This window comes from Cytobacillus firmus (assembly GCF_023612095.1).
Classification (GTDB): Bacteria; Bacillota; Bacilli; order Bacillales; family Cytobacillaceae; genus Cytobacillus.
On record NZ_CP086235.1, the window covers coordinates 869,125 to 889,910 of the forward strand.

General features: G+C 44.9%; 13 protein-coding genes, 21 tRNA genes and 3 rRNA genes. 31 read left to right on the plus strand and 6 right to left on the minus strand.

The features are described from left to right. The 3 genes from LLY41_RS04385 to LLY41_RS04395 all read right to left on the minus strand — a co-directional run bounded on the left by LLY41_RS04385 (position 1) and on the right by LLY41_RS04395 (position 2,806). On the minus strand, positions 1 to 975 hold the full coding sequence (locus tag LLY41_RS04385; RefSeq protein ID WP_370460213.1) for a potassium channel family protein: 975 nt from the start codon (positions 973 to 975) through the stop codon (positions 1 to 3). A gap of 72 nt (positions 976 to 1,047) precedes the next feature. After that, positions 1,048 to 1,197, minus strand: coding sequence for a hypothetical protein (locus tag LLY41_RS04390; RefSeq protein WP_175609186.1), 150 nt, complete (start codon positions 1,195 to 1,197; stop codon positions 1,048 to 1,050). A 250-nt stretch (positions 1,198 to 1,447) separates the two neighbouring features. Further along, a complete protein-coding gene (locus tag LLY41_RS04395; RefSeq protein ID WP_304587046.1) occupies positions 1,448 to 2,806 on the minus strand; it encodes a DUF4910 domain-containing protein in 1,359 nt (452 codons plus the stop codon). A gap of 328 nt (positions 2,807 to 3,134) precedes the next feature. On the opposite strand from LLY41_RS04395, the gene LLY41_RS04400 reads away from it, so the two are divergent. The 7 genes from LLY41_RS04400 (at position 3,135) to cydS (ending at position 10,510) form a co-directional block, all read left to right on the plus strand. Next, complete coding sequence (locus tag LLY41_RS04400) at positions 3,135 to 4,952, plus strand: Xaa-Pro dipeptidyl-peptidase (RefSeq protein WP_304587047.1); 1,818 nt, start codon at positions 3,135 to 3,137, stop codon at positions 4,950 to 4,952. A gap of 331 nt (positions 4,953 to 5,283) precedes the next feature. Then, the gene (locus LLY41_RS04405; RefSeq protein WP_095243657.1) at positions 5,284 to 5,898 is read left to right on the plus strand and encodes a serine/threonine protein kinase; all 615 of its coding nucleotides are present in this window, start codon (positions 5,284 to 5,286) and stop codon (positions 5,896 to 5,898) included. Positions 5,899 to 5,968: 70 nt separating this feature from the next. Then, positions 5,969 to 6,613, plus strand: coding sequence for an SDR family oxidoreductase (locus LLY41_RS04410; protein ID WP_304587048.1), 645 nt, complete (start codon positions 5,969 to 5,971; stop codon positions 6,611 to 6,613). Positions 6,614 to 6,710: 97 nt separating this feature from the next. After that, entirely contained in the window at positions 6,711 to 7,721 is a 1,011-nt protein-coding gene (locus LLY41_RS04415) for a DUF3231 family protein (RefSeq protein WP_304587049.1), read from the plus strand. A 307-nt stretch (positions 7,722 to 8,028) separates the two neighbouring features. Next, the gene (locus tag LLY41_RS04420; RefSeq protein WP_304587050.1) at positions 8,029 to 9,375 is read left to right on the plus strand and encodes a cytochrome ubiquinol oxidase subunit I; all 1,347 of its coding nucleotides are present in this window, start codon (positions 8,029 to 8,031) and stop codon (positions 9,373 to 9,375) included. Then, positions 9,372 to 10,397: a cytochrome d ubiquinol oxidase subunit II gene (locus LLY41_RS04425; RefSeq protein WP_095243661.1), complete on the plus strand. Its 1,026-nt coding sequence runs from the start codon at positions 9,372 to 9,374 to the stop codon at positions 10,395 to 10,397. Before LLY41_RS04420 ends, LLY41_RS04425 begins: the two co-directional genes overlap by 4 nt. A gap of 11 nt (positions 10,398 to 10,408) precedes the next feature. Then, on the plus strand, positions 10,409 to 10,510 hold the full coding sequence (gene cydS, locus LLY41_RS22565) for a cytochrome bd oxidase small subunit CydS family protein (protein WP_396106091.1): 102 nt from the start codon (positions 10,409 to 10,411) through the stop codon (positions 10,508 to 10,510). 51 nt (positions 10,511 to 10,561) lie between these two features. Here the strand turns inward: cydS and LLY41_RS04430 are convergent. Together LLY41_RS04430 and LLY41_RS04435 are read right to left on the minus strand one after the other, a co-directional pair. Continuing rightward, positions 10,562 to 10,634 (minus strand) — tRNA-Ala (locus tag LLY41_RS04430). A 67-nt stretch (positions 10,635 to 10,701) separates the two neighbouring features. Beyond that, positions 10,702 to 11,400 carry an MgtC/SapB family protein gene (locus tag LLY41_RS04435; RefSeq protein ID WP_095243662.1) on the minus strand — a complete coding sequence of 233 codons (699 nt, stop codon included), beginning with the start codon at positions 11,398 to 11,400 and terminating at the stop codon, positions 10,702 to 10,704. A 131-nt stretch (positions 11,401 to 11,531) separates the two neighbouring features. On the opposite strand from LLY41_RS04435, the gene LLY41_RS04440 reads away from it, so the two are divergent. The 24 genes from LLY41_RS04440 (at position 11,532) to LLY41_RS04555 (ending at position 20,332) form a co-directional block, all read left to right on the plus strand. After that, complete coding sequence (locus tag LLY41_RS04440) at positions 11,532 to 12,446, plus strand: DMT family transporter (protein ID WP_304587051.1); 915 nt, start codon at positions 11,532 to 11,534, stop codon at positions 12,444 to 12,446. A gap of 974 nt (positions 12,447 to 13,420) precedes the next feature. Beyond that, positions 13,421 to 14,970, plus strand: a 16S ribosomal RNA gene (locus LLY41_RS04445). A gap of 201 nt (positions 14,971 to 15,171) precedes the next feature. Next, positions 15,172 to 18,107, plus strand: a 23S ribosomal RNA gene (locus LLY41_RS04450). 126 nt (positions 18,108 to 18,233) lie between these two features. Next, a 5S ribosomal RNA gene (gene rrf / locus LLY41_RS04455) occupies positions 18,234 to 18,350 on the plus strand. The 16S, 23S and 5S rRNA genes sit together here with 20 tRNA genes alongside, the layout of an rRNA operon. 9 nt (positions 18,351 to 18,359) lie before the next feature. After that, a tRNA-Val gene (locus LLY41_RS04460) sits at positions 18,360 to 18,435 on the plus strand. Between the two features lie 20 nt (positions 18,436 to 18,455). After that, positions 18,456 to 18,531 (plus strand) — tRNA-Thr (locus LLY41_RS04465). A 23-nt stretch (positions 18,532 to 18,554) separates the two neighbouring features. Beyond that, positions 18,555 to 18,630 (plus strand) — tRNA-Lys (locus LLY41_RS04470). Between the two features lie 15 nt (positions 18,631 to 18,645). Next, a tRNA-Leu gene (locus LLY41_RS04475) sits at positions 18,646 to 18,730 on the plus strand. Positions 18,731 to 18,738: 8 nt separating this feature from the next. Next, positions 18,739 to 18,813: transfer RNA gene (locus tag LLY41_RS04480), tRNA-Gly, on the plus strand. 6 nt (positions 18,814 to 18,819) lie between these two features. Continuing rightward, positions 18,820 to 18,908: transfer RNA gene (locus LLY41_RS04485), tRNA-Leu, on the plus strand. A 15-nt stretch (positions 18,909 to 18,923) separates the two neighbouring features. Then, positions 18,924 to 19,000, plus strand: a tRNA-Arg gene (locus tag LLY41_RS04490). A gap of 5 nt (positions 19,001 to 19,005) precedes the next feature. Next, a tRNA-Pro gene (locus LLY41_RS04495) sits at positions 19,006 to 19,082 on the plus strand. 9 nt (positions 19,083 to 19,091) lie between these two features. Continuing rightward, a tRNA-Ala gene (locus LLY41_RS04500) sits at positions 19,092 to 19,167 on the plus strand. A gap of 21 nt (positions 19,168 to 19,188) precedes the next feature. Beyond that, positions 19,189 to 19,265 (plus strand) — tRNA-Met (locus LLY41_RS04505). Between the two features lie 17 nt (positions 19,266 to 19,282). Next, positions 19,283 to 19,359 (plus strand) — tRNA-Ile (locus LLY41_RS04510). Positions 19,360 to 19,372: 13 nt separating this feature from the next. Then, a tRNA-Ser gene (locus LLY41_RS04515) sits at positions 19,373 to 19,465 on the plus strand. Between the two features lie 23 nt (positions 19,466 to 19,488). After that, positions 19,489 to 19,562 (plus strand) — tRNA-Met (locus LLY41_RS04520). A 3-nt stretch (positions 19,563 to 19,565) separates the two neighbouring features. Next, positions 19,566 to 19,642, plus strand: a tRNA-Asp gene (locus LLY41_RS04525). 140 nt (positions 19,643 to 19,782) lie between these two features. After that, a tRNA-Phe gene (locus LLY41_RS04530) sits at positions 19,783 to 19,858 on the plus strand. A 13-nt stretch (positions 19,859 to 19,871) separates the two neighbouring features. Then, a tRNA-Gly gene (locus tag LLY41_RS04535) sits at positions 19,872 to 19,945 on the plus strand. A gap of 50 nt (positions 19,946 to 19,995) precedes the next feature. Then, positions 19,996 to 20,072, plus strand: a tRNA-Ile gene (locus LLY41_RS04540). 13 nt (positions 20,073 to 20,085) lie between these two features. Beyond that, positions 20,086 to 20,160: transfer RNA gene (locus LLY41_RS04545), tRNA-Asn, on the plus strand. A gap of 5 nt (positions 20,161 to 20,165) precedes the next feature. Beyond that, positions 20,166 to 20,256: transfer RNA gene (locus LLY41_RS04550), tRNA-Ser, on the plus strand. A 4-nt stretch (positions 20,257 to 20,260) separates the two neighbouring features. Further along, a tRNA-Glu gene (locus LLY41_RS04555) sits at positions 20,261 to 20,332 on the plus strand. A gap of 82 nt (positions 20,333 to 20,414) precedes the next feature. Here the strand turns inward: LLY41_RS04555 and LLY41_RS04560 are convergent. Next, positions 20,415 to 20,612 carry a hypothetical protein gene (locus LLY41_RS04560; protein ID WP_304587052.1) on the minus strand — a complete coding sequence of 66 codons (198 nt, stop codon included), beginning with the start codon at positions 20,610 to 20,612 and terminating at the stop codon, positions 20,415 to 20,417. Between the last annotated feature and the right edge of the window lie 174 nt (positions 20,613 to 20,786).

Sequence of the window (20,786 nt, forward strand, 5' to 3'; positions counted from 1 at the left end):
TCAGCTGATCCTGCTGAAGAATTTTAAAAGGCTGGGGAGGATTAACCAGAGTTTCCTCCCTCTTTTAACACCTAAAAGGAGGATGCCTTCATTCATGAGCTCTGCACTAAGTTCAGCAAAGGTTTTATTTTCTATTTCTTCCGATGCAGGCTGAAACGTTAATTTTCGTTTATCAAGCTGTCCCAGCAAATCAAGAAAAGAAGTAACGAGCTCCTGGGAAGAAATGCTGTTGATCATAACGAAGCTTGTGAGCACATTCGTCTGGACAATTTCATCAGCCCCAGCTCTTTTAGCATTTGCTGCCTGTTCAGATGTTAATATTTCCACGATGCATTGAACATCCCGATTCAACCCTTTGATTGCCAATAAGGCTAAGATTGAATTCATATCTGCATGCAATTCATCTTTATTCTGATCTGCTGTTATGATTACTTTTTGCGCGTCAAATATATTTGCCTTCATAAGGACATCATCTCTGTTAGCGCGTCCCTGAATAAAATGTACATTATTATGGGGGACAGGATTTGATTTTAATGTTTCATCTATTAAAGCAATGGAATGGTTCATCCCATCGCCCCCGAGTGTATTTACGATCTCCCGTGCACGTTCATTCCAGCCGATCACAACAATATGATTTTTACCCTGGTATTTAACTTTTCCCTCCAGGAAGTCATTCTGCCGTGTTACTGCGGCTGTTGCAAGTGAAATAAAATATGTAGACAGAAAGCCCGCTCCTGTTAAAATAAGCGCAATTCCTATAATGCGTCCGGCTGTGCTTGTCGGATATAAATCTCCAAATCCCACAGTGGAGGCTGTAACCACAGCCCACCAGATTCCATCAAAAAAGGTCGGAAAGGAGGAGGGTTCGATAATATGTATTAATCCGCCAAAGAGAAAGATCACCAGCAGGGCAATCAACAGAATCCTGATTACTAATGGCAGACGGATGAAACTGTAATAAATTTGCTGTGGCATAAAACATCACTCCTAATAAAAACCATGTGTGTATGTTATTAAAATATAAAAAAAGCCATGCCACGTATATACTTAATTAAGTATATCGTCTATTGCACGGCTCAGCAGTTGAATATCCTTTGAAATTTCATTTTTCACGTCGTCAATCTCGCACCTTTCATATTCATCCATGAGAAGGGAGAGTTCTCTCTTTAGTATGACAGCCTCGTGTTCAAAATCCATGATGACTCCCTCCTTTAGGGATATAAAGGACTAACAGGCAGTTAGTTTATTTATTTGTAATGTTACAATTATGTTACCCGGATTCTTTACAATTTAAACTGTAAAAACGTCTAAATATTAAACATGAAATTTAGAAAGGGTATAGTGTACCCTCTTATTTTGCATGTAAACACAATGGCGTTAATAAATAGCTGGTAAGTAAAAAACAAAAAAATCCTCGTGGTATTTCCGAGGATTCATAGAGACAATTCTATTTTCGGATTAAGCTGTAAACTGAAGCGCCAATTAGATTCCCGGCTTCTTTCATCCGCTCGGCACTTATGTGCTCGATGGAATCCAGCGGTGTATGGTAATACGGCTCAAGATTGGCTGTGACAGGCTCCCGCCTGATAAAATTAACAGCCGGGATGCCTGCATCGTGAAAAGAAACATGGTCGGATGCGCCGCGCTGATAAAGCACTAATTCAGATGGTGTGCCGATACGCTCTGCAGTGGCAAGAGCGGTTTCTGTTGCAATATTTGCCTGGCCATCCAGGGTATTCATGTAAATCGCAGTTGCATTTTCCCATGCTGTACCTACCATATCCATATTGAAGTTTGCTATGCTCCGCTCTATTTCATTGCCGCTCAGCTGGCTGACATAATACTGAGAACCAAGAAGGCCGATTTCTTCTGCGCCTACAAATGCAAATCGTAATTCTTTGTCAGCAGGATAACTTTTCAGAACTCTCGCCAGCTCAAGGGCAACAGCAGTACCTGATGCGTTATCGCTTGCCCCTGGAGCAAATGGGACACTATCGAAATGTGCAGAAATATGGACAATATCAGTTTCCCCGCCTTTATGAGGCTTAGGGTTCTTGGTGGCAATAATGTTTTGCGATTTTATGTTTTGAAATCTTTTTACAGTAAGGGTTACTTTTTTGTTTTGTGCCGCAACATCTTGAAGAAGTGCTTCTCCGCTTGCTTTCGTTATGCTTCCTACAGGAATATTATATGGGCCTCCGATTGAAGGATTCATAGGGGCTGGCTGATCCACATTATTGTATATGAGGACCCCTGCAGCACCGGCATTTACAGCATTTAACACTTTTTCAGAGAACGTAATGTCACCGCGTGAAATAAGTGCTATTTTCCCTGGTGCTTCCTCTGTGAAATCAGCTGCCCTCCCTAATCCGGCATCATATAATTCTGAGGTAATTCCTTCTTCAGGCGTCGATCCCGACCCGGAAGGAATGGTTACAAGAACCTCCTTCAAATCACTGGTGTGCAAACCTCCAGCCATTTTATCAGGAATGCTGAATTCTTGTGTTTCGACTGTGTAGCCATATGACTGAAGGCGTTTGCGAATGAAATTTGCGGCTTCTTTTTCCGCATCAGTTCCTGCAACCCGCGGTCCGATGGTTTCTGATAAATACCTGACATCCTCCATCATGCGAGCTGCATCTATCCTTGCGATAACCTTCTGATCAAACGCTTTTGAGCCGGGATGTTCTGTCTGGCTTTGTGCTGCTTCAGCAGTCTGTACAAATTGTACAGGCACCCCATACAAACTTGAAACTGTCATTACTGCTGCAAGCATGACAGAAGAAGCTTTCTTTCCAACTTTCATCTATAATTCCCCCTCGACTGGTAGTCCAGCTATATGTATTCGCCTACATAGCTCTGCTTCCTTTTAATAGAGAGTAAAACGAATCGATTATCCTAGCAGATTTATTAATTCCGGGAGAAAAGGAATATATTAACTTTTGGGATTCGAGAAAATGATAGATGTAAAGTACCGTATAAGGGATGCATACATCTTTTTACATGACTTTAGAAGGACTCCGGTGGATTGTCAGCACTTTTCTTTTGAAAAATACAGGTCTTTCGACTATCGAAACTAATGTGATTTTAATATATTCTGAAAATTATAAAGTTTTATAAGGGGAGGATTTACTATGAAAAAGGCTGCATTAAAAGTGCTCATTACATCAGCCATCGCTTTCCCGTTGATTGCCGGCGGGGCTTTGCCTTCAATGGGTAAAGACAGCCACAACGGCATTGCTTCAGCGGAAACACAGATTAAAGTCGAAAATGGCATGACACAGCCTGTTTTTTCCCTGGACGATGCCATTGTCGAAAGAGTTTTTGTTGAAACAGCAACTGACAGTGATCGGGATGGGAAACTGGATCGGGTACGTGCAGATATTATCAGGCCAAAAGAAACAGAGGAAGGATTAAAGGTACCTGTTATTTATGAAATGAGCCCTTACCGTTCCGGAATTAAAGGAGTGCCGGTTTATGATGTGGATACAGAGCTTAACGCTGTGCCAAAAAAAGGGAAAGACAAGGGGAAAAAGGGAAAACCGCAGACAAATCTCCCGGGATATTATGACGACTATTTTGTGCCCAGAGGCTATGCGGTTGTTCTTGCGGAAAGTGTAGGGACTGGCCTTTCTGACGGCTGTCCTACAACCGGAGATGAGCATGAAATTCTTGGAACACGGGCTGTAATTGATTGGCTGAATGGAAGAACAAAAGCTTACAATGCAGAGGGACAGGAAATAAAAGCTGATTGGACAACAGGAAACGTGGGAATGACAGGAGTTTCTTATAATGGAACCCTGCCTAATGCTGTGGCTGCCACTGGAGTCGAGGGCCTTAAAACAATCGTGCCTATTGCGGCAATCAGCAGCTGGTATGACTATTATCGTTCAAACGGTGCTGTGATTGCGCCAGGCGGGTATCAAGGGGAAGATGCAGATAATATGGCCGAAGCTATCTTAACCAGGAAAAATCCTGAAGCTTGCAGTAATGTCATAAAAGAATTAACTGAAGGCCAGGACAGGCAAACCGGTGATTATAATGAATTCTGGAGTAAAAGAGATTATACAAAGGATGCTGACCAAGTAAAAGCAAGTGTCTTTATTGTCCATGGATTAAATGACTGGAATGTTAAGACAAAGCATTTTTCAGATTGGTGGCAGGCACTTGGAGAGAATGATGTTCCGAGGAAAATGTGGCTTCATCAAGGCGGTCATTCCAGCCCTTACAGCTTCAGACGTGATGTTTGGCTCCCGACTTTAAATAAATGGTTTGATTACTGGCTGTATGATATTAAAAATGATGTCATGAATGAACCGATGGTTGATATTCAAAGAGAGGATAAGACGTGGCATTCAGAGGACAGCTGGCCTGCTGAAGGAACCTTAGGCACGAAATTGCATTTTAAACCGGCTTCAGAAGGAGGCGGCAGCTTAGAATTGCAGCCTGTACCGAATAAGAACAAGAAAAATCAGCATTTTGTGGACGATGCAGCAATCAAGGCTGAAGAGCTGGCTTTGAATCCGGATTCTCCATTTGCTAATAGGCTTGTCTATTTGACTCCGCCTTTAGAAAACGATATTCGCATGAGCGGAACGCCAGAGGTTCAAATTCGTGCAAGCATAGACCGTAAAACAGCCAACCTAACAGCCCTCCTTGTTAAATATGGGGAAGGCAAGCCGGAAATTGTTACAAGAGGGTGGATGGATCCTCAAAACCTTCACAGCGAAGATAGATCTTCCGGGCTTACACAGACCCGTGAATATACATTTACATGGGATATGCAGCCGGATGATTATGTGTTTAAAGAAGGTGATCGTCTGGGAGTAGTTGTTTTATCAAGCGATTATAACTATACAATCAGACCGGACGCAGGCACGAAAATAACCATCGATCCGGAAAGAAGTCATATCATGCTTCCTGTGCAGGGTGGAGTTAAAGCATTTAAGTAGAAAGATAGAGGGATCATTTCTTGGTCGGGCTCTTCCGATTGCTTTCAAACTTTATTATGGGGTTCCTGCGGCCGATTCATTTGACTAATGTAGGAATACAACATATAATTAATCTAACAAAATAGTTCGGATTCTTCCTAAAGGGGAGTAGCTTTCAAGTAAAGTCGTCAATACGGGATGTTAAATCTCCGGCTTTACTGGCAACAGATGTTGCTTGCGAGACCTTTACCATTTATTTGGTAAGGTCTCTTTTGTTTTTAAGGCGCTGAGACCAATAAATGGCTCAGTGCCTTTTATTTTTTTAGGAGAGTCTGGAACAGGAGGTTTTATAATGAAGCTGTATCATCAACTTGCAGACAGTGTGAAATTTTCCAGAAGCCTTAATTGGACCAGACTTCTTGAAAAGGACGACAGCCTGGAATTTATTGGGGCAGGGAGAAGTGCCTTTGCTTTTAGGATTAAAGAAACCAATCATGTATTAAAAGTCTTTTTTCCGGAATTTAAAAGAATTGCCAGGGAGGAAGCGGAGATTTACAGGGCTTTGCCTGACCATCCATACTACCCTTCTTTATATGACTCTGGAGATAACTATATTGTCATTGATTATGTACAGGGGCTGACTCTGTTTGATTGTCTTGCGCACGGGGTACCGATAAAGGAGGAGACAATAAGACAAATTGATGAAGCCTTAAAACTGGCGAGGGAAAGCGGGCTAAACCCCTCGGATATTCACCTGCGAAACATTATTCTTACAAAGGAAGGGCAAATTAAAATCATTGATGTTGCCAGATTTAAGCAAACGAAGAATTGTACACAGTGGGATGACTTGAAACATGCATTCTATAAATTTTACAGAAGAAGATATTTTCCAAAGAAGATCCCTGTATTAATTATGAATACAATTGCGGCTCTTTATAAAAAGCGAATTGTTCGTATGAGTTCATAAACAGTTCATTTGGTAACGCATTTTCCTTTTGAAATAATAAAGTCCATAAAACAGAAAGGGGCAGGTATCCATGAAAGTTCTTATCGTCGGAGCAAACGGGCAAATTGGGAAGCAGCTTGTCAAGCTGATAAAAGAAGAGGATAAACATACAGCAAGAGCTATGGTCAGAAAAGAAGAGCAGGTCATCCAGTTTGAAGAAATGGGAGTGGAAACGGCATTAGCAAGCCTTGAAGGATCAGTTGAGGAATTGGCTGAAGCAGCCAAAGGCTGTGATGCGATTGTTTTTACTGCAGGTTCAGGCGGAAATACCGGCTATGACAAAACTCTGCTGATTGACCTGGACGGAGCCGCAAAAACAATTGAAGCGGCAGAAAAGGCCGGGGTGGACCGGTTTGTTATGGTCAGCGCTATCCAGGCAAATAATCGCGATAAGTGGAGTGAAGCAATCAAGCCTTATTATGCCGCAAAGCATTATGCCGACAGAATGTTGGAAAACAGCAGCTTGAACTACACAATCGTACGTCCGGGCGGCCTGACAAATGACCCGGGAACCGGCAAAATTAAAGCAGCGGAAACCTTGGAGCGGGGCTTCATTCCCCGTGAGGATGTAGCTAAAACCCTTTATGCTGTGCTGGATAAGGAAAATACCTATAAGCGGGCATTCGACCTGGTATCAGGCGATGAAGATCCAGAAATGGCAGTGCAAAAAATATAACCCTTTCCCGGTGTGTATGCACCGGGATTTTTATTGGCAAAAATAGTATAAACTTGACCGGTTTGAACAGATTAATAAGAAAAACAGGAGCGTTTCAATGGACAGAAAAAAAGTAAAACTAACAACCGCAGAGATATCAGCATTATGGGCTACATATACACAAAACTCAGCCATGATTTGTTTCTATAGCCATTTCATGCAGTATGTGGAGGATAAGTATATTAAGGCAAATCTTAAGGAAGCGATGAGCCTGGCGGTTTCCTTTAATAAAAATATTAAAAAAGTCTTTGCGGAAGAAAAATTCCCTATACCCAAGGGATTTGGAGACGAGGATGTGAATTTGAACGCTCCTCCTCTTTATACGGAATTATTTGCTCTAAGCTTTGTTTACCGGGGCGGACAGATGATTATTAACTTTTATTCCAATGCTCTTACAAAAGTCGCAAGGGCAGATATTGTGGAATTCTATGATGGCTGCTTACGCAGGACCATTGAGCTATATAAGAAATCCTTATCGCTAATGCTGGAAAAAGGAATTTATGACCGCCCTCTCAAAATGGAGTATCCGGATTCAGTGGAATTTAAAAAAAATGAACCTTCTCTCCTGAGCAGCTGGTTTGGAAATGGACGCCCGTTAAATACAATGGAGATGAGTGAATTATTTTTTTCAATTGAACGGAACAGTATAGGGCTTGTGCTTCTTACTGGATTGATTCAAGTGTCCAAAGACAGAGAAGTTAAAGAGTATTTGTTAAAAGGAAAAAAGCTGACCGAGAGGCAAATAGAATCATTTAATAAATTTTTGAAAGAAGACAGTTCATTTGGAGTTTATCCTGCTTCACTGGAGGTAACTGCATCAAGAGTGTCTCCTTTTTCCGAGAAGCTGATGCTGTTTATCATTTCTGCTTCCAATCAGGTTGCAATTCCGGCACTTGCAACTGCTCTGTCTGTATCTATTCGCAAAGATTTGGGCGTCCAGTATACAATATTTATTGGCGAGATTTTGAAGTATGGAAATGAAGGGCTAAAATTGTTGATTGCAAGAGGCTGGATGGAGAATCCGCCGGAATCTGTAGATAGGAAGTCATTCTACAAGTTAGATAAATAATCTGCTGAAACTTGGCATTGGCAAATTCCAATGTCCTATTCGTTTTAATTTATGTTCCAAAGGGAATAGGGAGCTGTAAAAGGAATTACATAGTTTCACATATTCCTCATATAAATGTTGTTTAAGTGTCACAGCTTTTAGGCTGGAGCTGTGGAATAATGTGATGTAGTGAGCATTCAATAGGAGTGAGTGAATGTATAAAAAACAGGAACGTATTTTGATGTGGCTTGCTTTTACAGTGGCTATCATTATGGGACTTTCTTTTATTGGCCGTATTTTTGCAGGATAGGAAAAGGAGAATGTTTAAATGGGAAATGAAGAAACAGTTTTTTTCAGCCGTGTCTTAACAGAGCTGACATTATCCTTTCATATCATTTACGCAACCATTGGTGTCGGCATCCCGCTCATGATTATGATAGCGCAGTGGGTGGGAATCAAAAAGCAGGATGAACATTATATTCTGCTCGCCAGAAGATGGACGCGCGGTTTTGTCATTACCGTGGCTGTCGGAGTTGTTACCGGCACTGCCATTGGACTGCAGCTCTCTTTGCTGTGGCCTAACTTTATGGAACTTGCCGGCAATGTCATTGCGCTGCCTCTGTTTATGGAGACATTTGCTTTTTTCTTTGAAGCAATTTTTCTCGGGATTTATCTCTATACTTGGGATCGGTTTGAGAACCAGAAGAAGCATTTGCTTTTATTAATCCCGGTCGCAATTGGGGCATCATTCTCAGCAATTTTCATTACAATTGTAAATGCATTTATGAACGCGCCCCAGGGATTTGATATTGTGAATGGGCAGCTTGTTAATGTTAACCCGGTACTGGCGATGTTTACTCCTGCCATGCCGACAAAGGTTGCCCATGTGCTTTCCACTGCCTATATGACATCAGCGTTTGTTCTGGCATCAATAGGTGCTTATCGCCTTTTGAGGGGATCGAATCATATTTACCATAAGAAGGCATTAATGCTTACAATGAAAATCGGATTGATTTTCTCAATCGCTACAGCGGTAATTGGTGACTTCTCGGGGAAATATCTTGCAGAATACCAGCCTGAAAAACTGGCTGCCGCTGAGTGGCATTTTGAAACTGAAGAAGGGGCTCCTTTAATGCTATATGGTGTTCTTGATGACGGTGAAGTGAAATATGCCATTAAGATTCCGTATGCTCTCAGCATTCTTGCACACAGCAATCCGAATGCAGAGGTGATCGGACTCGATCAATTTCCGGAAGATGAAATACCGCCGCTTTATATCCATTATTTATTTGACCTTATGGTTACCATTGGCATGTGGTTGACGGCACTATCACTCTTCTATGTTCTGGGCACCTGGTTTAAAATGCGCTTTGTTTCGGCTAAATGGTTCCGCTGGCTAATCGTTCTGGGCGGGCCATTATCGATCATTGCGATTGAAGCGGGATGGTGGCTTGCGGAAGTAGGCCGGCAGCCATGGATTCTCCGGGGCATTATGCGTACTGAAGAAGCTGCCACATCAAGCGGACAGGTAGACCTTATGCTTCTGCTGTTTGCAGGCTTATATCTCGTGCTGGGAATCGGAAGTTTCATTGTCCTTACCAGAATGTTCCGCAAAAATCCTGTTGAGCAGGAATTGGCCGACCGTGAGCTTGAGAAAGAAGGTGAGCTTCGATGACGCTTGAGATCCTCGGTATTTCCGTCTTATGGCTGTTTTTATTCGGCTATGTCATCGTTGCGTCTATTGATTTTGGAGCAGGATTTTTCAACGCATACAGCCTATTTCGCGGAAAACAGCATATTTTAACGCGAATTATACAGCGCTATTTATCACCGGTTTGGGAAGTTACAAATGTATTCCTGGTGTTCTTCTTTGTTGGCATTGTCGGATTTTTTCCAAAAACCGCCTACTATTATGGAACCGTCCTGCTGGTGCCGGCAAGCATTGCAGTAGTCCTGCTTGCCATTCGCGGTTCTTATTATGCTTTTACCACCTACGGAGGGCTAAGACAAAAAAGATGGACCTATCTGTACGGGCTTTCAGGTCTTTTCATCCCTGCATCCCTGTCCATAGTCCTGACCATTTCAGAAGGCGGATTCGTTAGTGAGAGTTCAGAGGGACTGGAGCTTGACTATTGGACATTGTTCACCAGCCCGCTGACATGGAGCATTGTTGTGCTGAGTATAACAGCAGTCCTATATATATCAGCAGTGTTCCTTACCTGGTATGCCAATAAAGCAAACGATGAACCGGCTGCAGAACTGCTGAGAAAATATGCTCTTATTTGGGCGGTGCCTGCCATCGTAACAGCGACAGGCATCATTGTTGAACTGAGGGATCACAATCCTGAGCATTTCAGCAGATTAATGGAATTGTGGTGGCTGTTCGGCATCTCATTCCTTTTGTTTGCAGGAACGGTCTATCTAATATGGAAGAGAAGATACTACGGCCTTGCATTCGGGCTGCTGACAGGGCAATTCTTTGTGGCTTTCTTTGCATATGGGATCTCACATTATCCGTATCTGCTTTATCCATACCTGACCATTTATGACGGTTTCACAAACGAAGCTATGGCCATTGCCCTGGTCATTGCTTTTATAGCAGGATTGGGTTTGCTGCTGCCGTCCCTTTATCTGCTGCTCAGGCTGTTTCTGTTCAATAAAGACTATGTTCAGGGTAAGCGTGACGACCATGCATAGGAGGGGAAATCATGGCTGAATTTGTGATGTTTTATGCACCGTTTATCGTGGTCTTTGGTTCCATCGCTGCTGCTTTTTGGCTGGCAGGGAAGGATGAAAGAGTAGAGGAATAACAGAAAAAAAAGCTGCAGGGCCTATTTTGGCCCTGCAGCTTTTCTTAGTTATGGAGAATAGGGGGCTCGAACCCCTGACCTCAACGCTGCCAGCGTTGCGCTCTCCCAGCTGAGCTAATCCCCCGGGTGGTGGTACAAGAAAAATTATAACCACATCGGGGCTATCTTGCAAGAGGAATTATTAAAAAAATTTACTGCATACTATCGATTTCCATACATTGTACTCCAGGAATACTTGAAACACTGTAATAAACATCCGTAGTTCTTCTTTTGTAGTCGACGGCAACGATGAGCTGTACAAGATGCAGATTCTCATCCTCTAAATCTTTAATGCGAATATGTTTTATAGATATATCAAGGTCTTTTACAGCTGGGATGATGTCTGCAATATTTTCTTTATCCCGTACTTTCAGCTGCAGGTTTATCTCTTTTTCCCTTAAACGTTTAGGACCAATTAAGCCCATGATAAAAGGAATTACTTCTACTGAAATAATCAGCAGTGCTACTCCTGCCATTGCTTCAATATAAAAGCCTGCTCCTACAGCAATTCCAATCCCTGCTGCCCCCCAGATTAAGGCAGCTGTTGTAAGACCCGAAATGCTATCATTTCCGCGCCTTAATATAACGCCTGCACCCAAAAAGCCAATTCCTGAAACAATTTGGGCAGCTAAACGCAGAGGATCCATCGTAATGTTGATGTTATCATTACCGGGAAACATATAGGCTGATTCAATAGACACAATGGTCAAGAGGCAGCTTACTATGGAAATAACTAAGCTGGTCTTTAGGCCGACCGGCTTTCTTTTTAATTCTCTCTCCAGGCCGATAACTAGACCCAGGACTGCTGATATCCCCAGCTTCATTAGTATTTCTATCTCTAAACTGGTCATAATATCTCCCGCTTTTTAAAGTATTATATATCCAAAATAGGATCTAATAAAACCGTAGTAATAGTTTGGCTGTACGTTGTAAAATGAAATATACCCTAATTATTAGGAAACCGAAACAAGGAGTATAAAAAATGTCTAATACAAAAATAAACCCTTATGTTGTCCTTGCAATTGGCGTCGTTTCTGTCTCTACTTCGGCAATATTGGTGAAGGTATCCAGCGCTCCATCGGGAGTCATTGCTTTTTACAGATTATTTTTTTCTGTTCTTTTCATGTTGCCTGTATTTCTTATAAAGTATGTTCCCGAACTTCGTCTTATTACAAGGCGGGATTGGATCTATTCCATCATTTCCGGTGTGTTTCTTGCCTTCCATTTTATTCTTTGGTTTGAGTCGCTGAACTACACCTCTGTAGCCAGTTCTACAGTTCTTGTGACTCTTCAGCCCCTTTTTGCGTTTGCAGGTACATATTTCTTCTTTAAAGAAAAGTTTACCTGGAAAGCAATATTAAGCGGGCTTCTTGCAATTGCAGGCAGTGTCATTATCAGCTGGGGAGATTTTCAAATCAGCGGGACTGCTTTGTTCGGGGATATACTGGCAATCATTGCATGTGCCCTCGTAACGGCTTACTTAATGTTTGGCCAGACAGTCAGAAAAAGACTTTCACTCATCACTTATACTTTTGTTGTTTACAGTATTAGCGCTATTACATTGTTCTTTTATGTGTTAATCGCCGGAGAACCCTTACTTCCGTATGGAACCAGTGATTGGGTATATTTTATCCTGCTCGCACTTGTACCCACTCTGCTCGGACATACATTATTTAATTGGTCAATAAAGTGGCTCAGCACTTCCACCATTTCTATGGCCATTTTATTCGAGCCGGTTGGTGCTGCTGTTTTAGCTTATTATTTGCTTCATGAGTCTATTATATGGACACAAGTTCTTGGGGGAACAATTGTAATTGGAGGAATAACTCTCTTCTTATTAGATGAGAGAAGGATTCGAATGAAAGAATTGAAGAAAAAAACAACGGTTTCCGGATAAATGGGAGCTGTCTACAGGCATATTAGTGAAAAAATCTCCCTGAAGCGGGGAGATTTTTTTTTTTTATCTGAATACATAGGTCAGAGCTGAAAAAATAAATGCAGCTGTAACAGAAAAGATGAAGGTGCCTCCGTAGACCTCTTCATCTGAGTCTGCAATTTTAATTCCCTCTGCATAAGCATAAGCAAACAAAAATACGGCCATGATTACTGATAGGTATAGTGCTGCGGTTTCCAGTATGATTCACACCTTCCGTTTCAAAGTAGAGTTAATAAGATATTATGAAAAATAAATCAAACTATTACTAGTTCTTATACCAGCTGCAGTTTATTTCTAAGTTTGGATTACACTAGTGCTTTTTAAAATTACGTATTAATTTATTATTCTGTATGGTTGCTAATAAAACTGTGGAAAAGTGAACAAAGTTATCCACAGGGTGTGTGTAACTTTGTTGACAACTGTAATAATAAGTGTTTTACAGTGGATAACTATGTGGGCATGTCTGATAAAGCTTCCTAATAAAATGTTATTGATATAACTTATCCTTAAGAATTTGATTTAATGTACATGCACCTATTATGAGAACTTGGTACAGATCTTTTAGGTTAAATATTGTTTTCTCAATGGTGCTGTCTAATACATTGATCCCAAATCGATCATCTAATAGAGAAGAGATAAATAATAATATGCATCGAAGAAATAAAGAAAAACATTTTTTAAAATTATATTGCAAACATTTAATGAGTCGTGGTATATTAATTCTTGTCCTCAACAAGGCAAGCTGAACTGAGAAAAAACATTTTCAAGAAGTTGTTGACTTGTTAATGGATAACATGTTATATTGGTAAAGTCGCTTCGGAGCGATCAGGTAAAATATAACAAGCGAAATTGATCTTTGAAAACTGAACGAACAAAACGTCAACGTTTAAATCATTAGTCTTTTTTGAAAAGACAACTCGAGCTTAATCAACTCTTATATGGAGAGTTTGATCCTGGCTCAGGACGAACGCTGGCGGCGTGCCTAATACATGCAAGTCGAGCGGACGGATGGGAGCTTGCTCCCTGAAGTCAGCGGCGGACGGGTGAGTAACACGTGGGCAACCTGCCTGTAAGACTGGGATAACTCCGGGAAACCGGGGCTAATACCGGATAATTCTTTTCCTCTCATGAGGAAAAGCTGAAAGATGGCATCTCGCTATCACTTACAGATGGGCCCGCGGCGCATTAGCTAGTTGGTGAGGTAACGGCTCACCAAGGCCACGATGCGTAGCCGACCTGAGAGGGTGATCGGCCACACTGGGACTGAGACACGGCCCAGACTCCTACGGGAGGCAGCAGTAGGGAATCTTCCGCAATGGACGAAAGTCTGACGGAGCAACGCCGCGTGAGTGATGAAGGTTTTCGGATCGTAAAACTCTGTTGTCAGGGAAGAACAAGTACCGGAGTAACTGCCGGTACCTTGACGGTACCTGACCAGAAAGCCACGGCTAACTACGTGCCAGCAGCCGCGGTAATACGTAGGTGGCAAGCGTTGTCCGGAATTATTGGGCGTAAAGCGCGCGCAGGCGGTTCCTTAAGTCTGATGTGAAAGCCCCCGGCTCAACCGGGGAGGGTCATTGGAAACTGGGGAACTTGAGTGCAGAAGAGAAGAGTGGAATTCCACGTGTAGCGGTGAAATGCGTAGAGATGTGGAGGAACACCAGTGGCGAAGGCGACTCTTTGGTCTGTAACTGACGCTGAGGCGCGAAAGCGTGGGGAGCAAACAGGATTAGATACCCTGGTAGTCCACGCCGTAAACGATGAGTGCTAAGTGTTAGAGGGTTTCCGCCCTTTAGTGCTGCAGCAAACGCATTAAGCACTCCGCCTGGGGAGTACGGCCGCAAGGCTGAAACTCAAAGGAATTGACGGGGGCCCGCACAAGCGGTGGAGCATGTGGTTTAATTCGAAGCAACGCGAAGAACCTTACCAGGTCTTGACATCTCCTGACAACCCTAGAGATAGGGCGTTCCCCTTCGGGGACAGGATGACAGGTGGTGCATGGTTGTCGTCAGCTCGTGTCGTGAGATGTTGGGTTAAGTCCCGCAACGAGCGCAACCCTTGATCTTAGTTGCCAGCATTCAGTTGGGCACTCTAAGGTGACTGCCGGTGACAAACCGGAGGAAGGTGGGGATGACGTCAAATCATCATGCCCCTTATGACCTGGGCTACACACGTGCTACAATGGATGGTACAAAGGGCTGCAAAACCGCGAGGTTAAGCGAATCCCATAAAACCATTCTCAGTTCGGATTGCAGGCTGCAACTCGCCTGCATGAAGCCGGAATCGCTAGTAATCGCGGATCAGCATGCCGCGGTGAATACGTTCCCGGGCCTTGTACACACCGCCCGTCACACCACGAGAGTTTGTAACACCCGAAGTCGGTGGGGTAACCTTTTGGAGCCAGCCGCCTAAGGTGGGACAGATGATTGGGGTGAAGTCGTAACAAGGTAGCCGTATCGGAAGGTGCGGCTGGATCACCTCCTTTCTAAGGAATATTTACAAGAAACGTGACGTTCTTTGTTCGTTCAGTTTTGAGAGTTCAATCTCTCAATTCATTCGTTCTTTGAAAACTAGATAATGTTATGAAGAAGCAATAACCGAGTAATCGCCATCTTAGTAAATTCTCTATGTTAAATAGAGTTAAAAACCTTTGATCGTGTTCATCTTCGATGAACCTGTCAAATACGGTTAAGTTAGAAAGGGCGCACGGTGAATGCCTTGGCACTAGGAGCCGATGAAGGACGGTACTAACACCGATATGCTTCGGGGAGCTGTAAGTAAGCTTTGATCCGGAGATTTCCGAATGGGGAAACCCCCTATCCGTAATGGGATAGGATCTTTACCTGAATACATAGGGTATAGAAGGCAGACCCGGGGAACTGAAACATCTAAGTACCCGGAGGAAGAGAAAGCAAACGCGATTCCCTGAGTAGCGGCGAGCGAAACGGGATTAGCCCAAACCAGGAGGCTTGCCTCCTGGGGTTGTAGGACACTCTATACGGAGTTACAAAGGAATGAGGTAAATGAACAGGTCTGGAAAGGCCGGCCAGAGAAGGTAAAAGCCCTGTAGTTGAAACTTCGTTCCCTCCAGAGTGGATCCTGAGTACGGCGGGACACGAGAAATCCCGTCGGAAGCAGGGAGGACCATCTCCCAAGGCTAAATACTCCCTAGTGACCGATAGTGAACCAGTACCGTGAGGGAAAGGTGAAAAGCACCCCGGAAGGGGAGTGAAAGAGATCCTGAAACCGTGTGCCTACAAGTAGTTAGAGCCCGTTAATGGGTGATAGCGTGCCTTTTGTAGAATGAACCGGCGAGTTACGATTACATGCGAGGTTAAGTTGATAAGACGGAGCCGCAGCGAAAGCGAGTCTGAATAGGGCGAATGAGTATGTGGTCGTAGACCCGAAACCAGGTGATCTACCCATGTCCAGGGTGAAGTCCAGGTAACACTGGATGGAGGCCCGAACCCACGCACGTTGAAAAGTGCGGGGATGAGGTGTGGGTAGCGGAGAAATTCCAATCGAACCTGGAGATAGCTGGTTCTCTCCGAAATAGCTTTAGGGCTAGCCTCATGTAGTAAGAGTCTTGGAGGTAGAGCACTGTTTGGACTAGGGGCCCCCATCGGGTTACCGAATTCAGACAAACTCCGAATGCCAAAGACTTATCCATGGGAGTCAGACTGCGAGTGATAAGATCCGTAGTCAAGAGGGAAACAGCCCAGACCACCAGCTAAGGTCCCAAAGTATACGTTAAGTGGAAAAGGATGTGGAGTTGCTTAGACAACCAGGATGTTGGCTTAGAAGCAGCCACCATTTAAAGAGTGCGTAATAGCTCACTGGTCGAGTGACTCCGCGCCGAAAATGTACCGGGGCTAAACGTATCACCGAAGCTGTGGATTGACATCTTTCGATGTCAGTGGTAGGAGAGCGTTCTAAGGGCGTTGAAGCCAGACCGCAAGGACTGGTGGAGCGCTTAGAAGTGAGAATGCCGGTATGAGTAGCGAAAGATGGGTGAGAATCCCATCCACCGAATGCCTAAGGTTTCCTGAGGAAGGCTCGTCCGCTCAGGGTTAGTCGGGACCTAAGCCGAGGCTGAAAAGCGTAGGCGATGGACAACAGGTTGATATTCCTGTACCACCTCTTTACCGTTTGAGCAATGGGGGGACGCAGGAGGATAGGGTAAGCGCGCTGCTGGATTAGCGCGTCCAAGCAGTTAGGCCGGTAACGAGGCAAATCCCGTTACCACATAGGCTGAGCTGTGACGGCGAGGGAAATTTAGTACCGAAGTTCCTGATTCCACACTGCCAAGAAAAGCCTCTAGCGAGGGAAAAGGTGCCCGTACCGCAAACCGACACAGGTAGGCGAGGAGAGAATCCTAAGGTGAGCGAGAGAACTCTCGTTAAGGAACTCGGCAAAATGACCCCGTAACTTCGGGAGAAGGGGTGCTCATTAGGGTGAATAGCCCTGATGAGCCGCAGTGAATAGGCCCAGGCGACTGTTTAGCAAAAACACAGGTCTCTGCGAAGCCGCAAGGCGAAGTATAGGGGCTGACGCCTGCCCGGTGCTGGAAGGTTAAGAGGAGAGGTTAGCGCAAGCGAAGCTTTGAATCGAAGCCCCAGTAAACGGCGGCCGTAACTATAACGGTCCTAAGGTAGCGAAATTCCTTGTCGGGTAAGTTCCGACCCGCACGAAAGGCGTAACGATTTGGGCACTGTCTCAACGAGAGACTCGGTGAAATTATAGTACCTGTGAAGATGCAGGTTACCCGCGACAGGACGGAAAGACCCCGTGGAGCTTTACTGTAGCCTGATATTGAATTTTGGTACAGCTTGTACAGGATAGGTAGGAGCCTGAGAAGCCGGAGCGCTAGCTTCGGTGGAGGCGTCGGTGGGATACTACCCTGGCTGTATTGAAATTCTAACCCGCGCCCCTGATCGGGGCGGGAGACAGTGTCAGGTGGGCAGTTTGACTGGGGCGGTCGCCTCCTAAAAAGTAACGGAGGCGCCCAAAGGTTCCCTCAGAATGGTTGGAAATCATTCGCAGAGTGTAAAGGCACAAGGGAGCTTGACTGCGAGACCTACAAGTCGAGCAGGGACGAAAGTCGGGCTTAGTGATCCGGTGGTTCCGCATGGAAGGGCCATCGCTCAACGGATAAAAGCTACCCCGGGGATAACAGGCTTATCTCCCCCAAGAGTCCACATCGACGGGGAGGTTTGGCACCTCGATGTCGGCTCATCGCATCCTGGGGCTGTAGTCGGTCCCAAGGGTTGGGCTGTTCGCCCATTAAAGCGGTACGCGAGCTGGGTTCAGAACGTCGTGAGACAGTTCGGTCCCTATCCGTCGTGGGCGCAGGAAATTTGAGAGGAGCTGTCCTTAGTACGAGAGGACCGGGATGGACGCACCGCTGGTGTACCAGTTGTCTTGCCAAAGGCATCGCTGGGTAGCTATGTGCGGAAGGGATAAGTGCTGAAAGCATCTAAGCATGAAGCCCCCCTCGAGATGAGATTTCCCATAGCGTCAAGCTAGTAAGATCCCTGAAAGATGATCAGGTTGATAGGTCAGAGGTGGAAGCGTGGCGACATGTGGAGCTGACTGATACTAATCGATCGAGGACTTAACCAAGTTATTGGTAGATTCTCGGCAAATACTTCTTCATGCATTATCTAGTTTTGAGGGAACGAAAAAATAAAATTTCCTCTTGAAAAATCCTGAAAAGACGGTATAATAAAACTTGTCTTTGAAAAATAGTCTGGTGGCGATAGCGAGAAGGTCACACCCGTTCCCATACCGAACACGGAAGTTAAGCTTCTCAGCGCCGATGGTAGTTAGGGGCTGTCCCCTTGTGAGAGTAGGACGCTGCCGGGCATTAATAATGGAGGATTAGCTCAGCTGGGAGAGCATCTGCCTTACAAGCAGAGGGTCGGCGGTTCGATCCCGTCATCCTCCACCATTAATTTAAATGTACAAGCTGCCGGTGTAGCTCAATTGGTAGAGCAACTGACTTGTAATCAGTAGGTTGGGGGTTCAAGTCCTCTCGCCGGCACCACTTCAATTCTTTTTATAGAATATGAGCCATTAGCTCAGTCGGTAGAGCATCTGACTTTTAATCAGAGGGTCGAAGGTTCGAGTCCTTCATGGCTCACCATTTTAATTTTATATTGCGGGTGTGGCGGAATTGGCAGACGCACCAGACTTAGGATCTGGCGCCGCAAGGCGTGGGGGTTCGACTCCCTTCACCCGCACCATTTTTTATGCGGAAGTAGTTCAGTGGTAGAACATCACCTTGCCAAGGTGGGGGTCGCGGGTTCGAATCCCGTCTTCCGCTCCATTTATTGCCGGGGTGGCGGAACTGGCAGACGCACAGGACTTAAAATCCTGCGGTAGGTGACTACCGTACCGGTTCGATTCCGGTCCTCGGCACCAGTAGAATTTAATATTGCGCCCGTAGCTCAATTGGATAGAGCGTTTGACTACGGATCAAAAGGTTAGGGGTTCGACTCCTCTCGGGCGCGCCATATTACGGGGAGTAGCTCAGCTTGGTAGAGCACTTGGTTTGGGACCAAGGGGTCGCAGGTTCGAATCCTGTCTTCCCGACCATTATTTTTTGGGGCCTTAGCTCAGCTGGGAGAGCGCCTGCTTTGCACGCAGGAGGTCAGCGGTTCGATCCCGCTAGGCTCCACCATAATTATTACTTCATTATTTTGGCGGTGTAGCTCAGCTGGCTAGAGCGTACGGTTCATACCCGTGAGGTCGGGGGTTCGATCCCCTCCGCCGCTACCATTTATCTAAACGATGCTGGACCTTTAGCTCAGCTGGTTAGAGCAGACGGCTCATAACCGTCCGGTCGTAGGTTCGAGTCCTACAAGGTCCACCACTTTCTTTTATACGGAGGAATACCCAAGTCCGGCTGAAGGGATCGGTCTTGAAAACCGACAGGCGGGTCAAACCGCGCAGGGGTTCGAATCCCCTTTCCTCCTCCATATTTTATTCTTAATAATATTGTCGCGGGGTGGAGCAGTCCGGTAGCTCGTCGGGCTCATAACCCGAAGGTCGCAGGTTCAAATCCTGCCCCCGCAATCTGGTCCGGTAGTTCAGTTGGTTAGAATGCCTGCCTGTCACGCAGGAGGTCGCGGGTTCGAGTCCCGTCCGGACCGCCATTTTCACAAAAAAACATGGCTCAGTAGCTGAGTCGGTAGAGCACGACCGAATAAGCTGCCTTGAAATACTTCAGCGTACCGATTGATAAATCGGGACGAAGGGCGAAGCCAAATTTTATTTAGGCAAAATAACTTAATATGGCTCAGTAGCTCAGTCGGTAGAGCAAAGGACTGAAAATCCTTGTGTCGGCGGTTCGATTCCGTCCTGAGCCACCATTTAAAATCTTATGCGGGTGTAGTTTAGTGGTAAAACCTCAGCCTTCCAAGCTGATGATGAGGGTTCGATTCCCTTCACCCGCTCCAAAATGAAATGCGTAGGCGACTGTTCACAGGAGCCGAAGCTAGACACATATGGGCCTATAGCTCAGCTGGTTAGAGCGCACGCCTGATAAGCGTGAGGTCGATGGTTCGAGTCCATTTAGGCCCACCATTTTAATTATTGTTCCGCAGTAGCTCAGTGGTAGAGCATTCGGCTGTTAACCGAACGGTCGTAGGTTCGAATCCTACCTGCGGAGCCATATATGGGGAAGTACTCAAGTGGCTGAAGAGGCGCCCCTGCTAAGGGTGTAGGTCGGGCAACCGGCGCGAGGGTTCAAATCCCTCCTTCTCCGCCATATTGGCCCCTTGGTCAAGCGGTTAAGACACCGCCCTTTCACGGCGGTAACACGGGTTCGAATCCCGTAGGGGTCATACAAAAAAGCTGTCAACAATTTGTTGGCAGCTTTTTTGTTGTCTTTGTGCAGATCCCTTTTGCGTTCCGTCCGCTCTCCATTTAATCAAATTTCTCTTCTTCCCTGCTTAATTTATTGCCTGGATTATTCAGATCAATTTCAGAAGTTATTCCCGTATAGGGACCTCTAAACATATCGCCGGTGGCCATAATCTTTCCATCCGGTGCTTCAAATAGCGGGATTCTTATTTCCTTTTTGGAAGCCTCATTCAATAAAAACTCCTCTTCTTTATTGCTCAAAATATTATTCTCCTTTCATTTCTTACTTGCATACTTTGTTTTATTTTGTCTAAGTTTCCCGGAGATTATGTCGAAGGCTGTTAAAATGGGCAAAATGCTATCGTTTATTAGCAGAATATGAACGTTGTTGTCATAAAATTAAAAAAACTTTTACAAGGACTTTTCCCAGGTGCA

What these genes read in the sequence shown, in the direction of transcription:
- LLY41_RS04385 (WP_370460213.1), bottom strand. Translation starts at nt 975, where the DNA reads ATGCCACAGCAAATTTATTACAGTTTCATCCGTCTGCCATTAGTAATC.
- LLY41_RS04390 (WP_175609186.1), bottom strand. Translation starts at nt 1,197, where the DNA reads ATGGATTTTGAACACGAGGCTGTCATACTAAAGAGAGAACTCTCCCTT.
- LLY41_RS04395 (WP_304587046.1), bottom strand. Translation starts at nt 2,806, where the DNA reads ATGAAAGTTGGAAAGAAAGCTTCTTCTGTCATGCTTGCAGCAGTAATG.
- LLY41_RS04400 (WP_304587047.1), top strand. Translation starts at nt 3,135, where the DNA reads ATGAAAAAGGCTGCATTAAAAGTGCTCATTACATCAGCCATCGCTTTC.
- LLY41_RS04405 (WP_095243657.1), top strand. Translation starts at nt 5,284, where the DNA reads ATGAAGCTGTATCATCAACTTGCAGACAGTGTGAAATTTTCCAGAAGC.
- LLY41_RS04410 (WP_304587048.1), top strand. Translation starts at nt 5,969, where the DNA reads ATGAAAGTTCTTATCGTCGGAGCAAACGGGCAAATTGGGAAGCAGCTT.
- LLY41_RS04415 (WP_304587049.1), top strand. Translation starts at nt 6,711, where the DNA reads ATGGACAGAAAAAAAGTAAAACTAACAACCGCAGAGATATCAGCATTA.
- LLY41_RS04420 (WP_304587050.1), top strand. Translation starts at nt 8,029, where the DNA reads ATGGGAAATGAAGAAACAGTTTTTTTCAGCCGTGTCTTAACAGAGCTG.
- LLY41_RS04425 (WP_095243661.1), top strand. Translation starts at nt 9,372, where the DNA reads ATGACGCTTGAGATCCTCGGTATTTCCGTCTTATGGCTGTTTTTATTC.
- cydS (WP_396106091.1), top strand. Translation starts at nt 10,409, where the DNA reads ATGGCTGAATTTGTGATGTTTTATGCACCGTTTATCGTGGTCTTTGGT.
- LLY41_RS04435 (WP_095243662.1), bottom strand. Translation starts at nt 11,400, where the DNA reads ATGACCAGTTTAGAGATAGAAATACTAATGAAGCTGGGGATATCAGCA.
- LLY41_RS04440 (WP_304587051.1), top strand. Translation starts at nt 11,532, where the DNA reads ATGTCTAATACAAAAATAAACCCTTATGTTGTCCTTGCAATTGGCGTC.